Source organism: Croceicoccus sp. (assembly GCF_983967925.1).
The window spans coordinates 93867-107936 of the sequence record NZ_CFETID010000007.1; the positions used below are offsets into that span (position 1 = coordinate 93867).

13 protein-coding genes are annotated in these 14070 nt (G+C 63.8%); 6 read left to right on the plus strand and 7 right to left on the minus strand.

From position 1 onward, the window contains the following. The first annotated feature begins 181 nt into the window (after positions 1–181). The 4 genes from AC4FIJ_RS06220 (at position 182) to AC4FIJ_RS06235 (ending at position 4038) form a co-directional block, all read left to right on the plus strand. A complete protein-coding gene (locus AC4FIJ_RS06220) occupies positions 182–1702 on the plus strand; it encodes a PhoX family protein (RefSeq protein ID WP_490335843.1) in 1521 nt (506 codons plus the stop codon). Continuing rightward, positions 1699–2226: a hypothetical protein gene (locus AC4FIJ_RS06225; RefSeq protein WP_490335844.1), complete on the plus strand. Its 528-nt coding sequence runs from the start codon at positions 1699–1701 to the stop codon at positions 2224–2226. Before AC4FIJ_RS06220 ends, AC4FIJ_RS06225 begins: the two co-directional genes overlap by 4 nt. A 208-nt stretch (positions 2227–2434) precedes the next feature. Continuing rightward, positions 2435–3046, plus strand: coding sequence for a hypothetical protein (locus tag AC4FIJ_RS06230; RefSeq protein WP_490335845.1), 612 nt, complete (start codon positions 2435–2437; stop codon positions 3044–3046). A 164-nt stretch (positions 3047–3210) separates the two neighbouring features. Further along, on the plus strand, positions 3211–4038 hold the full coding sequence (locus AC4FIJ_RS06235; RefSeq protein WP_490335846.1) for a DUF3800 domain-containing protein: 828 nt from the start codon (positions 3211–3213) through the stop codon (positions 4036–4038). A 140-nt stretch (positions 4039–4178) separates the two neighbouring features. On the opposite strand, the gene lepA is transcribed toward AC4FIJ_RS06235, so the two are convergent. Next, positions 4179–5999, minus strand: a complete 1821-nt coding sequence (lepA, locus tag AC4FIJ_RS06240) for a translation elongation factor 4 (protein ID WP_490335847.1) — start codon at positions 5997–5999, stop codon at positions 4179–4181. Positions 6000–6050: 51 nt separating this feature from the next. On the opposite strand from lepA, the gene AC4FIJ_RS06245 reads away from it, so the two are divergent. Together AC4FIJ_RS06245 and AC4FIJ_RS06250 are read left to right on the plus strand one after the other, a co-directional pair. After that, positions 6051–6968, plus strand: coding sequence for an alpha/beta fold hydrolase (locus AC4FIJ_RS06245; RefSeq protein ID WP_490335848.1), 918 nt, complete (start codon positions 6051–6053; stop codon positions 6966–6968). 118 nt (positions 6969–7086) lie between these two features. Beyond that, positions 7087–8406, plus strand: a complete 1320-nt coding sequence (locus tag AC4FIJ_RS06250; protein ID WP_490335849.1) for an FAD-dependent oxidoreductase — start codon at positions 7087–7089, stop codon at positions 8404–8406. A 20-nt stretch (positions 8407–8426) separates the two neighbouring features. On the opposite strand, the gene AC4FIJ_RS06255 is transcribed toward AC4FIJ_RS06250, so the two are convergent. The 6 genes from AC4FIJ_RS06255 to AC4FIJ_RS06280 form a co-directional block, all read right to left on the minus strand. Beyond that, complete coding sequence (locus tag AC4FIJ_RS06255; protein WP_490335850.1) at positions 8427–8810, minus strand: hypothetical protein; 384 nt, start codon at positions 8808–8810, stop codon at positions 8427–8429. Positions 8811–8949: 139 nt separating this feature from the next. Next, a complete protein-coding gene (dnaN, locus tag AC4FIJ_RS06260) occupies positions 8950–10086 on the minus strand; it encodes a DNA polymerase III subunit beta (RefSeq protein WP_490335851.1) in 1137 nt (378 codons plus the stop codon). A 669-nt stretch (positions 10087–10755) separates the two neighbouring features. Then, positions 10756–11193: an FKBP-type peptidyl-prolyl cis-trans isomerase gene (locus tag AC4FIJ_RS06265; protein WP_490335852.1), complete on the minus strand. Its 438-nt coding sequence runs from the start codon at positions 11191–11193 to the stop codon at positions 10756–10758. Between the two features lie 218 nt (positions 11194–11411). After that, the gene (fabG, locus tag AC4FIJ_RS06270) at positions 11412–12161 is read right to left on the minus strand and encodes a 3-oxoacyl-[acyl-carrier-protein] reductase (protein ID WP_490335853.1); all 750 of its coding nucleotides are present in this window, start codon (positions 12159–12161) and stop codon (positions 11412–11414) included. Between the two features lie 37 nt (positions 12162–12198). Then, positions 12199–13152 (minus strand): ACP S-malonyltransferase, encoded by a 954-nt coding sequence (fabD, locus tag AC4FIJ_RS06275; RefSeq protein WP_490335854.1) that lies wholly within the window; start codon positions 13150–13152, stop codon positions 12199–12201. A gap of 42 nt (positions 13153–13194) precedes the next feature. Further along, positions 13195–14064 (minus strand): LD-carboxypeptidase, encoded by an 870-nt coding sequence (locus AC4FIJ_RS06280; RefSeq protein WP_490335855.1) that lies wholly within the window; start codon positions 14062–14064, stop codon positions 13195–13197. Positions 14065–14070: the final 6 nt, after the last annotated feature.

Here is a 14070-nt window from a genome sequence, read left to right on the forward strand (position 1 = left end):
CTTGGACAAGCTGTTGGGCCAAGCGGCTGCCTGCTTTGCGACCGGAACATGCTGAATGATCATTTAACAGTCACAAGACGATCATCCGTCTCATCGGAAGCTGTCATCTTTCTAACCTAGCTTCCGCCTCGGCGAATCGGGATCGGGTCCCGGTTCCGGTCCCGATGGATGGAGGAATTAAGTGGCTATCGAATCGATCAACAGGCGCGCGATCCTGCGCGGCGGCGCGCAAGTGGGCGCAATCACGGCCCTTGGCGGCGTGCTGGGCGGGCTGATGTCGCGTCAGGCGATGGCGGCAAGCTCGATGGGTCAGCTGGAACCGGCGGCCAGCCCCTATGGCCCGCTATTCGCGGCAAAGGACCAGGAAACCGGCCTCGAACTGCTGAAGCTGCCGCGCGGCTTCACCTATCGCAGCTATAGCTGGCAGGGCGACCTGATGACCGACGGCAGCCGCGTGCGCGGCGTGCATGACGGCATGGGCGTCGTGATGGCCGGCGGCAAGGGCGGACAGGACGCGTTCCTGATCCGCAACCACGAACTGCGCGGCATCGCGGCCGAACTTCTGCCTGCAAAGGGCATCTACGACGGCAATCTGCAATCGGGCGGCTATGTCGGCGGCGGCTGCGACGTGCTGCGCGTGCGCAACGGCAAGCTGGTCGAGCATTACCAGACGCTGGGCGGCACCAGCACGAACTGCGCGGGCGGCGTGACCCCGTGGGGCACGTGGATCACCTGCGAGGAAACCACCTATGACGGTACCTCGGCCGGCGGCAAGAAGCATGGCTATGCGTTCGAATGTTCGGTGAACCCGAACGAGACGACGGGCCAGCCGATCGTCGGCATGGGCCGCTTTGCGCATGAAGCCGTCGCGGTCGATCCGGTGACGGGCTATGTCTACGAGACCGAGGATTCGCGCAATCGTTCGGGCTTCTACCGCTACAAGCCGACCAACACCTCCGGCCGCTATGGCTCGCTGGCGCAGGGCGGTCAGCTGCAGGCGGCCAAGGTCACCGGCGTCGCGGGTGCCAAGCTGCTCGCACTGGGCGGCGCGAACGCGGTCGACCACGTGGGCCAGACGCTCGACATCGAATGGATCGACCTCGACGAACCCGATGCGGCGCCCGTCGGCGGCGTGGGCTCGGGCCCGTTCGCCGAAGCGCTGAGCAAGGGCTGCCTGACCATGAGCCGCGGCGAAGGTATCTGGCATCACGGCGACAGCATCGCGGTGGTCGACACCAGCTTCGGACGCGACAGCAACGGTTCGGACGGTCGCGGCCTGGGCGCGGTGTGGGTCTATACGCCTAGCAAGTCGAACCCCGAACGCGGCACGATGACGCTGCTCTATGCGGCGGCGGCGCGCGTTGCGGGCAACAACCCCGACAACATCACGATCTCGCCCCGCGGCGGTATCGTGACCTGCGACGACGGCGACGATGTCGAGGACGCCTATGGCGCGGGCCAGCGCCTGATGGGCTATAATGCCGACGGCGCCGCCTATATCCTCGCCAAAAGCAATGTCATCATCGAGAATTCGGACATTGCCCGCATGGGCCGCACCGGCCAGTTCCCGGCCGACGACTATCGCGGGTCCGAGTTCTGCGGCGCGTGCTTCGATCCCGCTGGCGACACGCTGTTCGTGAACGTGCAGTCGCCCGGCATCACCTTCGCGATCCGCGGACCGTGGGCAAAGGGCAACCTTTGACCGCGTCCCGCTCTCACCAGCAAAGCAAACCGGTCCGGTCGGGACAGGGGGTATCCCCCCTGCTCCTGGCCGGGCTGGCCCTGCTGATCGCGCTGGCGCTGTTCGCCGCCTACCGGCTGATCGGCGCGGTGGGTTCGGACCATTCGCTGGCCGGATCCGATGATTACGTGCTGGTGCGCTCCACCGGCCAGACGGCGACGGCAGAGGGCACGCTGCCCGGCGCCGCCACCACCGATCCCAACATGATGACCTCGGGCCTGCTGCTGGCCGAGGGGCTGGCGCTTGCGCCCGCCAGGATCGGCCCCGCGGCGCAGGGCTATGCGATCATGCCTGACAGCGATGCCGACATGCTCGCGCAGCATGATCTTCGCGTGGGCGACGTCATCCTCGACATGGACCAGCAGCCGCTGACCCCGCAGCGCATTGAGGCTCTGGGCGGCGAGCTTGGCCTGCTCGACGCGGTCGAGATCAGCTTCATGCGCGATGGCCAGATGCGCAGCGAATTGCTGGTTTTCGAACGTTGATGGGGCTCCGGTCGGTGCGCGCAGCCACGGCAAAGCCGCGGCTGTGACGTCGAACGGCTCCGCGCGGACTTCGGCCCGCGCGTGCCGCCGGCCGGATTGACCACGACTCGCTTCCAAGGCGGAGCCTTGGGCGCGGCGGGGTCAATTTTATTGTCCTACTTCCTCGTCATGCCCCATGCCATCGCGCCCTTCTTCCGGAGCGTTCGCGATGACCATCGACAAATCCCGCCGCCACCCGGCCGCCTCCCCGGCCCTTCCCGCCGTTCTGGCAGGCGATCCGCCCGGCAACCCGAGCGGCACCCTGCCCGACTTCACCCCCGTGCCGCGCAAGTACAACCGCCACGACGGCTGGACCCCCGACCGCCAGCGCCGCTTTATCGAGGCGCTGGCCGACAGCGGCAGCGTCAAGCGCGCCGCCCACGCGGTCAACATGACGCCCGAGGGCGCCTATCTCCTGCGCCGCCACCCCAAGGGCCACGAATTTCGCGCCGCATGGGAAGCCGCGCTGGCGCTGGGCGTCCAGCGGCTAGAGGATGTCGCCATGGAACGCGCCATCCACGGCGTCGAAGTGCCCGTCTACCACTTCGGCCAGATCGTCGGCACGCGCCGCGTCTACAACGACCGGCTGCTGATGTTCCTGTTGCGCAACCGAGCCCCCGAACGCTTCGCGGCGGATGGCGCGAAAGCTCTGTCGGCGGTGGATCAGGCCCTGCTGGCACGGCTGAAACGCGAATGGAGCCGAATGGGAAGCCGAACGGGCGGAGACGGAAGAGCGCAGCGAGGCAGAGATTTATGCGAGCATCAACCGGAAGCTGAATGATATGCGGGGGCGGCATCGTGCTGGCGAAGCGGGCGGGTGAGTGTGCGGCAAGAAATAGGTCTTGTCAGTGGGCGATCAAAATTAGCCCGCTCCCTGAAGCCTAACTATGCATTAAAATCTATAGTCACTTGCGTAATCCACCTAGATTGCGCAGTCCAACCTTTATGCAAGAGCAGTTCACAGTATTTATTGACGAGAGTGGAGAGGCGGGCATTGAGAAGGTCCGGTCGCAGGAGGGAGGTGGCGCTTCCCCATATATGACATTGGGCGCGTGTTTAATAAGGAACAAAGACCGTAAATTAGTAGAAGATAATCTTAATGAAATACAAAATAGAATTTCAAAAAAATATCTTCATTGCTCGCAATTAAAACATTATCAAATTTTATATTATATACGCAAAATCAAAGAATTAGATACTCGTATTTTTGGCGTTATTTCTCATAAAAACACCCTTGGCTCTTATAAACAAAAAATATCTGATAATAGTAGCATGTATTATAATAAATGCGCTCAGTATCTTCTCGAACGCATCGGATGGTTCCTCGAGAGTCGAAAAATTTCTAGCAGCAACGTCCAAATTATTTTTGAAAAAGCAAATGTCGATTACGATAAGATGAAAAATCTCTTGAGAGCTTGTCAGAAAAACCCAAAACATCAATTAACAAGAAAGCTCCGATTTATTGATGTTGATAATATCAAGATCATGACGAAAAACGAAGAGCCAATTATTCAAATCGCGGATCTTGTAGCGCACGCACTATATAAGTGCGTAGACAAAACTGACAAAAATTTCGGAATACCTGAACCGCGATATTTACGGGAACTATCGTCACATTTCTTTGGGCATCCGGAGACTGGTCTTATTGTAGGAGCTGGCTTGCATTGCGTCCATTCGTTGCGTGATGTGCAACTGGATGCCGATGTCGAAGCTGAACTGATTAAGATGTCTGCTGCAAGTTTTTCATCTCAAAGCAAGCCTTCTGCAACATGAAGTTTTCAGACGGCCTTGATTCAGCCGCGGCAAAGCCGCGGCCATGACGTCGAACGGCTCGCGGCGGGCGTTTCGCCCGCGCGGCCGCCGGCCGGAGTTACCGGCTCTCGCTTCTAGCGCTTCGCGCTAGGCGCGGGCCGTCACTCCTCACCCATCCGCAGCGCGGCGATGAAAGCTTCCTGCGGAATGCTGACATTGCCGTATTCCCGCATCCGCGCCTTGCCCTTCTTCTGCTTCTCCAGCAGCTTCTTCTTGCGCGTGATGTCGCCGCCATAGCACTTGGCGGTCACGTCCTTGCGCAGCGCGGCGATGGTTTCGCGGGCGATCACCTTGCCGCCGATGGCCGCCTGGATCGGGATCTTGAACAGATGGCGCGGGATCAGATCCTTCAGCCGCTCGCACATGCCGCGGCCGCGGGCCTCGGCGACGCTGCGGTGGACGATCAGCGACAGCGCATCGACCGGCTCGTTGTTGACGAGGATGTTCATCTTGACGAGATCGCCCTCGCGCAGGCCGATCTGCTCATAGTCAAAGCTGGCATAGCCGCGGCTGATGCTCTTCAGCCGGTCGTAGAAATCGAACACCACCTCGTTGAGCGGCAGTTCATAGGTCACCTGCGCCCGCCCGCCGACATAGGTCAGGTCGCGCTGGATGCCGCGCCGGTCCTGGCACAGTTTCAGGATCGGCCCCAGATATTCGTCGGGCGTGTAGATCACCGCCTTGATCCACGGCTCCTCGATGCTCTCGATCCGGTTGACGTCGGGATAATCCGCCGGATTATGTAGATAAAGCTCGCGCGCATCGTCGGTGCGCGAGGCGGATAGCTGCAACCGGTACACCACCGACGGCGCCGTGGTGATGAGGTCGAGGTCGTATTCGCGGCTCAGCCGTTCCTGAATGATCTCCAGGTGCAGCAGGCCCAAAAACCCGCAGCGGAAACCGAAGCCCAGCGCCGCGCTCGATTCCATCTCGAACGAGAAGCTGGCATCGTTCAAACGCAGCTTGCCGATGCTTTCGCGCAATTTCTCGAAATCGGCGGCGTCGACGGGGAACAGCCCGCAGAACACCACCGGCTGCACTTCCTTGTATCCGGGCAGCGCCTTGTCCGCCCCGCCCTTCACCGTGGTGATGGTGTCGCCGACCTTGGCCTGCTCGACTTCCTTGATCTGCGCGGTGATGAAGCCGATCTCGCCGGGGCCAAGCTCGGGCAGCTGCTCGATCTTGGGCCGCATGCAACCGACGCGGTCGATCAGATGCTGCGTGCCGCCCTGCATGAAGCGGATCTGGTCGCCCTTCTTCATGACGCCGTCCATGACGCGGACAAGGATGACGACGCCAAGGTAAGGGTCATACCAGCTGTCGACCAGCAGCGCCTGCAGCGGCTTGGTGCGGTCGCCGGTGGGCGCGGGGATGCGCCTGACCACGGCTTCCAGCACTTCCTCGATCCCGATGCCGGACTTGGCGCTGGTCAGCACCGCGTCCTGCGCATCGATGCCGATGATGTCCTCGATCTCGGTCTTGACCTTCTCCGGCTCGGCGGCGGGAAGGTCTATCTTGTTGATGACGGGCACGATTTCATGGTCATGCTCGATCGACTGATAGACATTGGCCAGCGTCTGCGCTTCCACGCCCTGCGCCGCATCCACGACCAGCAGCGCGCCCTCGCACGCGGCAAGGCTGCGGCTGACCTCATAGGCAAAGTCGACGTGGCCGGGCGTGTCCATCAGGTTGAGCTGATAGGTGACGCCGTCCTGCGCGGTGTAGTTCAGGCGCACGGTCTGCGCTTTGATGGTGATGCCGCGTTCGCGCTCAATGTCCATGTTATCAAGGACTTGCTCGCTCATCTCACGGTCGGTCAGCCCGCCGGTGACCTGGATCAGCCGGTCGGCCAGGGTCGATTTGCCATGGTCGATGTGGGCGATAATGCTGAAATTGCGAATGGTGGAGAGATCGGTGCTCATGCCAGCGCCGTTAGCAGCGTGTTACGCCCCTGTCAGCAGGCATTGACGGGCATGGCGCGCACCGGAATGGGCGATGCGCCGGAATGGAACCCGCCGCACCCGAATGGATGCTGTCCTGCGCTGCGGCTGCGTGCTAGCGTAACGGCCATGCAATTCGACTATCGTGAAATCCGGGCCGGCGGGATGATCATGCGCGCGGCAGTCCTCGATTGCCGGGAACAGGAACCGGATGGCCCGCCGCTGCTGATGCTGAACGGCATCGGATTCAATGCCGAGCTGATGGAGCCGCTCGCGATGGCACTGGCCGAGCCGGGGCCGGACGCGCCCAAGGGCCGCGCGGTCGTGATACCCGAGATGCCGGGCTGCGGCGGATCGCCCGACCCTGAGCAAACCCTGCTCATGTGCAGTCTGTCGAGTGTAGTGACAGAATTGATGGAGGCGCTGCATCCGGGCCGCGCTTTCGATTGCGTCGGCTTTTCATGGGGCGGCGCGCTGGCGCAGCAGATCGCGGTTCAGTCGGCGCGGCGGCTGACGCGGCTGGCGCTGATCTCGACGACATCGGGCATGCCGCTGGCGCCTGCCAATCCCAACGTGCTCCGGCGGCTGATCGATCCCAAGGAATATGTCGATCCGCTGCGCCTGTCCTCGAACTTCCATGCCCTCTTGGCCGAAGGGGGCGCGAACGCTACCCTGCTGCGGCGTTTCCGCACGCCATCGCCGCAGGGTCTGGGCAGCCAGCTTCTGGCGCTGACCGGATGGACTGCGGCGCCTCTGCTGCCTTTCGTGCGGGTCCCCGTGGCGCTTGTCGGGGTCGCCGACGATGCGATCGTGCCTTACTTGCATCACAAGATGCTCGGCTGCCTGTTGCCGCAGGCGACCAAGATTGAACTTGCCTCGGGCGGTCATCTGGCGTCGCTGGCGCGGCCTGCGAATGTGTCGCCTGCCCTGCGCGCCTTTCTGGCTGGATAGCGACGGTTTGTCGCAAGCCCTTTTTCATTTGCCGCCCATGCGATAGCGTCGGCGAAAGGGCTGACACGGCCGAGTGGCACCCCTATTTACAAGGGCAGCCGGATGGGAGAGTGCACATATGCGCCATATCGCGATAATAGGATCTGGCCCCGCCGGCTATTATACGGCCGAGGCGGCGACCAAGCAGTGGGGCGATGACATACGAGTCGACGTGTTCGACCGCCTGCCCGTGCCCTATGGCCTGATCCGCACCGGCGTCGCCCCTGATCACCAGACGATCAAGGCCGTGTCGCTCCGCTATGAGAAGACCGCGCTGACCGAGAATGTGCGCTTCGTCGGCAATATCGCGATCGGCGACGATATTTCGCTGGCCGAACTGCAGGCGTTGTATGATGCCGTAATCATCGCCACCGGCGCGCCGCATGACCGCGATCTTGGCATTCCGGGGGCGGATTTGCCGGGCGTCATCGGCAGCGCGGCCTTCGTGGGGTGGTACAATGGTCACCCGAATTTCACCGAACTTCACCCCGATCTGTCGGGACGCCGCGCCGTGGTGATCGGCAATGGCAATGTGGCGCTCGACATCGCGCGCATCCTGTCAAAGACGCGGCGCGAGTTCGAGGGATCGGACATCGTCGCCCACGCGCTCGACGCCATCGCGGCTTCGAGGCTGGACGAGATCGTCATCCTGGGCCGTCGCGGCCCGCACCAGATCGCCATGACGCCCAAGGAACTGGGCGAACTGGCAGAGCTTGATCGGGCGGCGCCTTATGTCGATCCGGACGATTTGCCCCCGCTATCCGAGGACGAGCCGCTGGAGCCGGGGCAGCGCAAATCGGTTCAATGGTTGCGGCAATTTGCGGCGAAACCGTCTGACAAGCCGCTGCGGATCACTTTCGACTTCTATGCCCGCCCCGTCCGCATCATCGGCAGCGAACGGGTCGAAGGAGTGGAGGTCGAGCGCACCCAGATCATCGACGGCACGCTGTCGGGCACGGGCCAGACCTATATGGTGCCGTGCCACCTTGTCATTTCGGCGATCGGCTATCGCAGCGCGGCGATCCCCGGCGTTCCCTTCGACGAGAAAGCTGGCCGCTTCGCCAGTGACGAGGGGCGCATATCGGTCTCGCCCGAAACCGGCGGGCTGTATTGCGTCGGCTGGGCGCGGCGCGGACCGACGGGGACCATCGGCACCAACAAGCCCGACGGTTTCGCGATCATCGCCAAGCTGGCGGAGGATATTGACAGCGGGGCGATCGGACCCGAGAGCAAGGCCGGTCGGCCCGGCTTTGATGCATTGGCGGCAGAGCGGCAGCTGGATATTGTGACCTTCCGCGACTGGCAGAAGATCGAGGAAGCCGAGATTGCCGCCGCCCGTTCGGGCGCTCCGCGCGAGAAGTTCACGCTGATCGAGGAAATGATCCGCGCCGGCCGCTGACCGGCGCGATCATCATTGCCCTATCGGCCCTGCGCTGCCTCGTTGGGGGCCTGCATGCCTTGCAGCGTCCTTTGCAGGCGCTGGCCAAAATCGGTCGCGCGCGGCGCGCAGACCTTGTTCGCCTCGTCCACGTCGCCCAGCAGGTCTTCCATCGTCTGCGGCGTGATCTGCGCCTCGATCTTGCCGCCGGACGCCTGTTCATAGCGGCCGATGAAATAGGCCATCATGAAGCCAAGCGCGTTCTTGCGCCCCTCGTCCTGCTCCTGCGCGCTGGCCAGCATGGCCCATGCCGCGCAACGAAGATCGGGATTGGTCGCGCCCTGTGCGTGGGCCGCGGGGGCGGCAAGGGCGACGCTGGCGGTCATGGCCGCGGCCATGGCCCCGTGCTTTATTGGGCGCTTCATGGGGCGCTTCATTGGGCGTTTCATTCGGTGTCTCCGTCCATTTGCCGGCCCATGCCGGTCGGGCACGGGGCGCGCAAGTTCTGCGGGATCGTCATCTGGACGAAGCGGGCTTTCTCCGGGATGAAGAAAGCCGCGAAGGCTACACCCGCATCGGCATCAGCACGTAAAGCGCCGGGCTCTGCGCGTTCTGGCGGATCAGCGTGGGCGCGCCCGCATCGGCGAGGTGCAGTTCGACATTGTCGCCCTCTATCTGTGCGAGGATGTCTTTCAGATAGTTGGCGTTGAAGCCGATCTCCAGACCCTCGGCCCCGTAATCGGCGGCCAGTTCCTCGGCCGCGGTGCCGTTGTCGGGGCTGGTGACCGACAGCGTCACCCGGTCGGTGTCGAGCGCCATCTTCACCGCGCGGGTCTTTTCGGTGGCGATGGTCGCCACGCGGTCGACGCCTGCGAAAAAGCTCTTGGGATCGACCTTCAGCAGCTTGTCGTTGCCGGTCGGGATCACGCGGCTGTAGTCGGGGAAGGTGCCGTCGATCAGCTTGCTGGTCAGCACGATGCCGCTCTCGCCGCCCAGCGTGAAGCGGATCTTCGATGCCGACAAGTCGATCGCGACATTGGTGTCGAGCGATTCCTCCAGCAGCTTGCGCAGTTCGGCGACGCATTTGCGCGGCACGATCACGTCGGGCATGCCCTCTGCCCCGTCGGGGCGCACGATGGTAAAGCGCGCGAGGCGGTGGCCATCGGTGGCCGCCGCCTTCAGCTGCGCCGAGCCGTTCGGGCCGTCATCCGCGACATGCAGGAAGATGCCGTTGAGGTAATAACGCGTTTCCTCGGTGCTGATGGCAAAGCGCGTGCGGTCGATCATCTGCGCCAGCGTGGCGGCGGGAAGCTCGAAGCTGGTCGGCAGGTCGCCCTCGACAATGACGGGGAAATCGTCGCGCGGCAGGGTCGGCAGCTGGAACCGGCTTCGCCCCGCCTTGACGATCATGCGGTTCTCGCTCGTCTCAAGGCTGACCTGTGAGCCGTCGGGCAGCTTGCGCGCGATGTCGAACAGCAGATGCGCCGATACGGTGATTGCGCCCGCGCCTTCAACCGAGGCGGCGGGCATCACCTCTACCACCTGCAGGTCGAGGTCGGTCGCCATCAGCCGGACATTGCCGTCGGCCGAAGCCTCGATCAGCACGTTCGAGAGAATGGGGATCGTGTTGCGGCGTTCCACCACCGACTGCACGTGGGACAGGCTGTGCAGCAGGGTTGCCCGTTCGATCGTCGCCTTCATTTCAATCAGATCCCCCTAAGCCCGGCGGCGAATGGAAACCCGACCGGACGAGAATTTCGGTCGAACTTTCCTAGCGGATGGGCATTTGCGAACAAGGCGAACGGAACGCGAACAAGTCGATTCTGGGGATAAAAGCCGGTGATAGCGGCGGTGCGCTGCGCGGGCGCTTCCCGATAAGCCCCGCGAAAAGTGACAAAGGTGACACATCCTACAGGTGCTGTAACCCGGCTTCGCACCGCACAATCGCTGGGCCTGGCGGCCAAAGGTGACACCATGGGGTGCCGGGGAAAATCTTCGTGTGCTGCGGGATGACGGCCTTGCATGACGCCGTCGTAGCGCCCCCGCCCGGTGTAGGACAGCGCACGCTGCCTGTACCGGCACATCAGCATAACCCCGATGGTCGCGGCCCGCCGGGCGGAATATCGCGCGAACCGGACCGATCATCGGCGCGACATTCCGGTTCTGAAACCGGATCGGGGCGGGATCGGACTCAACTCCGGTTACCGGGCGAAGATCGAAAATGCCCACGCGGAACGGGTGCCGCGCGTCCGGAATGCCCCGATGCGCAGCAGTCACGAAAACGCCCCGCAAGGCCGTGACCTTGCGGGGCGCCAATAGCTTTTCGCCAGTATCTTTTCGCCAGGCATCCTGTTGCAGGACGAGGCCGGGTCAGGCGGCCTGCTTGATCTCGACCAGCTTGAGGCCGAAGGTCAGGTCTTCGCCTGCCAGCGGGTGGTTGCCGTCGGCGGTCACCGTCTCATCGCCGACCTTGGTGATGGTGAGATTCATTTCGCTGCCGTCCTGCTGCTTGGCGGCCAGCGTCATGCCGGGCTGCGGCGCGGGTTCGGGCGGCAGGGTGGAGCGCGGGATCTCTATGATCAGCTCTTCGCGGCGCGGGCCGAAGGCCTGCTCGGACACGATGGTGACGTCCTGCTGCGCGCCTTCTTCCATGTTTTCAAGAGCGGCCTCGATCTGGGGCATGATCTCGCCCTTGCCCATGGTGACGGTCTGCGGGCCGTTCTGGTCGGTGCCGCCGACGACGCTGCCGTCTGCGGTCTTTACGGAAAAATCGATGACGACGATGTCGCCGGTCTTGGGAGTGGCCATGAGGTCTTCCTTGGATCTTCAGGGTTCCGGCGCTGAGGGAAGCGCCGCTCGACAGGCGCCGCGCGGCCATCGGGCCAGCGCACGCACCGCTTTGACCTCTATCGTCGCAAGCAAGAGCCGCGAAGTCAAACCAAGTCGGCTACCCTGCCCCGCAGGGAAGACAAACGCCCCGAAGGGAGGACAAACGCCCCGTAAGAACGACAGGTCCCCGATAAGGCTCAGATCATGACCATGCCGCCATTCACGTGCAGCGTCTGGCCGGTGACATAGCCTGCCTCCTTCGACGCCAGATAGGCGACCGCCGCGCCGATATCGTCGCCCTCGCCCATGCGGCCCATCGGGATGCGGCCGTTCAATGCGGCCTTCTGGTCGTCGGGCAGCACGTCGGTCATCGCGGTGCGGATGAAGCCGGGGGCGACGCAATTCACCGTGATGTTGCGGCTGGCCAGTTCCTGCGCAAGGCTCTTGGTCAGGCCGGTCAGGCCCGCCTTGGCCGCGGAATAGTTCATCTGGCCCGGATTGCCGGTGGTACCGACGACGCTGGTGATCGAGATCATGCGCCCGAACCGCGCCTTCATCATCGGGCGGGTCGCGGCGCGCATCAGGCGGAACGCGGAATTGAGGTTCACCTGCATGACCTGATCCCAGTCCTCGTCCTTCATGCGCATCATCAGCCCGTCGCGGGTGATGCCGGCATTGTTGACGAGGATGTCGAGCTTGCCCAGCGTGTCGATGGCGGCGGGAACGAGTTCCTCGACCTGCGTCGGGTTCGACAGGTCGCAGGTGATTTCGACGTGATCGCCGCCAATTTCGTCGTTCAGCTGCTCGCGAAAGCTGCGCAGCTTGGCCGCGTTGGTGCCCGACAGCGCCAGCCGCGCGCCCTGGCTGGCAAGGCTGCGCGCGATGGCGGAACCGATGCCGCCGCTGGCGCCGGTGACAAGGGCGGTCATGCCGGTAAGGTCGAACATCTTGGTATCCTCTCGTTTCGGGAAAGCGCGGCGGCCCTTACAGGGTCTTCGCCAGCGCCTCGCAATCTTCCATGGTGACGACGCTGACGACGTCGGTATCGGTGGTCGAGCGCTTGATCATCGGGGCCAGCACCTTGCCGCCCAGCTCGACAAAGCGGATGACGCCGACATCGGCCATCGCGCCCATGCTTTCGCGCCAGCGGACGCGGTCCATGACCTGCGCGACCAGCAGCTTGCGGATCTCTTCCGGGTCGGCGACCGGCTTTGCGGTGACATTGGCGAATACCGGCAGGCGCGGGGGATGGGGCATGGTCGTCTCGAACGCCTTGTCCATCTCGGCCGCGGCGGGTTCCATCAGCGGGCAGTGGAACGGGGCCGATACGGGCAGCGGCACCGCGCGGCGAAAGCCAAGCTCCTTGGCCAGCACGATCGCCCGCTCGATCGCGCCCGCATGGCCCGACAGCACGACCTGCGTGGGATCGTTGTCGTTCGCCAGCGTGCAGACTTCCTTCACGCCGGTGGCGGGATCGGTCGCGGCTTCCTCGGCCAGTTTCTCGGCATCTGCGACGCTGCCGCCCAGCAGGGCGCACATCGCGCCCATGCCGACCGGCACCGCCGCCTGCATCGCGCGTCCGCGCAGCTTCAGCAGCCGCGCCGTGTCGGAGAGCGAGAACGCGCCGACCGCGCACAGGGCGGTATATTCGCCAAGGCTGTGGCCCGCGACATAATCGGCCTTGTCCGCCAGCACGATGCCGAAATCCCGTTCCAGCACGCGCAGCGTGGCGATGGCGTTCGCCATGATCGCGGGCTGGGCGTTTTCGGTCAGGGTCAGCGTTTCTTCGGGCCCTTCGGCCATGATCGCGGCCAGTTTCTGGCCCAGCGCGTCGTCCACTTCCTCGAACACTTCGCGCGCGGCGCTGCTGGCGGCGGCGAGTTCCATGCCCATGCCGATTTTCTGGCTGCCCTGTCCCGGGAACACGAATGCGCGCATATTTTGTTTCTCCTCTCGAGCGGGCTTATCGAAAGGGGCGCGTTATTGCCAAGAGCGCGGCTTGCCAAGGGAGAAACCGGAAAGACCCAGCGGCGCCTCGCGGTCGGTGATGCCAAAGGGGACGATGCGATTGGCCGCGTCATGGCCGATATCGGCCTCGCCCAGAAAGGCGATGCCCGAACGCGCGCACCAGTGACGGGCGATCTCTTCCGCCGTCATGCCAAATTCGCGGTCGTTTTCGGGCACGTCGCTGACCCGCCCCAGCCGCAGGCCGAGCACCGATTTCGGCAGCGCCTCGGTCACGTGGAAGAACAGGCGGTCGACCGAATAGAGATATTCGCTCACCTCCTCGACCATTACGACATGGCCCGACAGGTCCGGCATCAGCGGCGTGCCCGACAGCATGGCCAGCGTCATAAGGTTGAAGGCCGCCGTCGGCCTGCCGTCCAGATGCGGCTCCAGCCCGCCCAGATCGCCCGACAGCCACGACAGCACCGAACCGATGGCATCCGCGCCGTGCTCGCGCTTGATGTCGAGCGGCATGGGCGCATGGACCGGCCTGCCGATCCCCGCCCGGTAGAGCGCGCCCAGCAGGTAACCGCCGTCCGAACTGCCCAGCCAGATCTTGCCGTTGGCGACGGGCCCCATGCGCGCGATGGCATCGCCCGCGATGCGATTCGATCCGTAACCGCCGCGCGCGAACCAGACCGCGTCATAGTTCGGATCGTTCGCGCATTCGACCAGCGCGGCCAGTCGCTGCTCGTCCGGTCCGGCGAAATGCCCTTGTTCGGCAAAGCATTGCTCGTGAAAATGGAGTTCGACGTCGCCGAAGCCCGCGGCGACCGCCGTGACCTGCGTTGCGAGTTCGCGTGGAAGCGAGGCGGACGGTGCACAGATGGCGACGCGGATCATGAAAAG

Coding starts and splice junctions, on each gene's coding strand:
- AC4FIJ_RS06230 (WP_490335845.1), top strand. CDS start 2,435: ATGACCATCGACAAATCCCGCCGCCACCCGGCCGCCTCCCCGGCCCTT.
- AC4FIJ_RS06235 (WP_490335846.1), top strand. CDS start 3,211: ATGCAAGAGCAGTTCACAGTATTTATTGACGAGAGTGGAGAGGCGGGC.
- lepA (WP_490335847.1), bottom strand. CDS start 5,999: ATGAGCACCGATCTCTCCACCATTCGCAATTTCAGCATTATCGCCCAC.
- AC4FIJ_RS06245 (WP_490335848.1), top strand. CDS start 6,051: ATGGCGCGCACCGGAATGGGCGATGCGCCGGAATGGAACCCGCCGCAC.
- AC4FIJ_RS06250 (WP_490335849.1), top strand. CDS start 7,087: ATGCGCCATATCGCGATAATAGGATCTGGCCCCGCCGGCTATTATACG.
- AC4FIJ_RS06255 (WP_490335850.1), bottom strand. CDS start 8,810: ATGAAGCGCCCAATAAAGCACGGGGCCATGGCCGCGGCCATGACCGCC.
- dnaN (WP_490335851.1), bottom strand. CDS start 10,086: ATGAAGGCGACGATCGAACGGGCAACCCTGCTGCACAGCCTGTCCCAC.
- AC4FIJ_RS06265 (WP_490335852.1), bottom strand. CDS start 11,193: ATGGCCACTCCCAAGACCGGCGACATCGTCGTCATCGATTTTTCCGTA.
- fabG (WP_490335853.1), bottom strand. CDS start 12,161: ATGTTCGACCTTACCGGCATGACCGCCCTTGTCACCGGCGCCAGCGGC.
- fabD (WP_490335854.1), bottom strand. CDS start 13,152: ATGCGCGCATTCGTGTTCCCGGGACAGGGCAGCCAGAAAATCGGCATG.
- AC4FIJ_RS06280 (WP_490335855.1), bottom strand. CDS start 14,064: ATGATCCGCGTCGCCATCTGTGCACCGTCCGCCTCGCTTCCACGCGAA.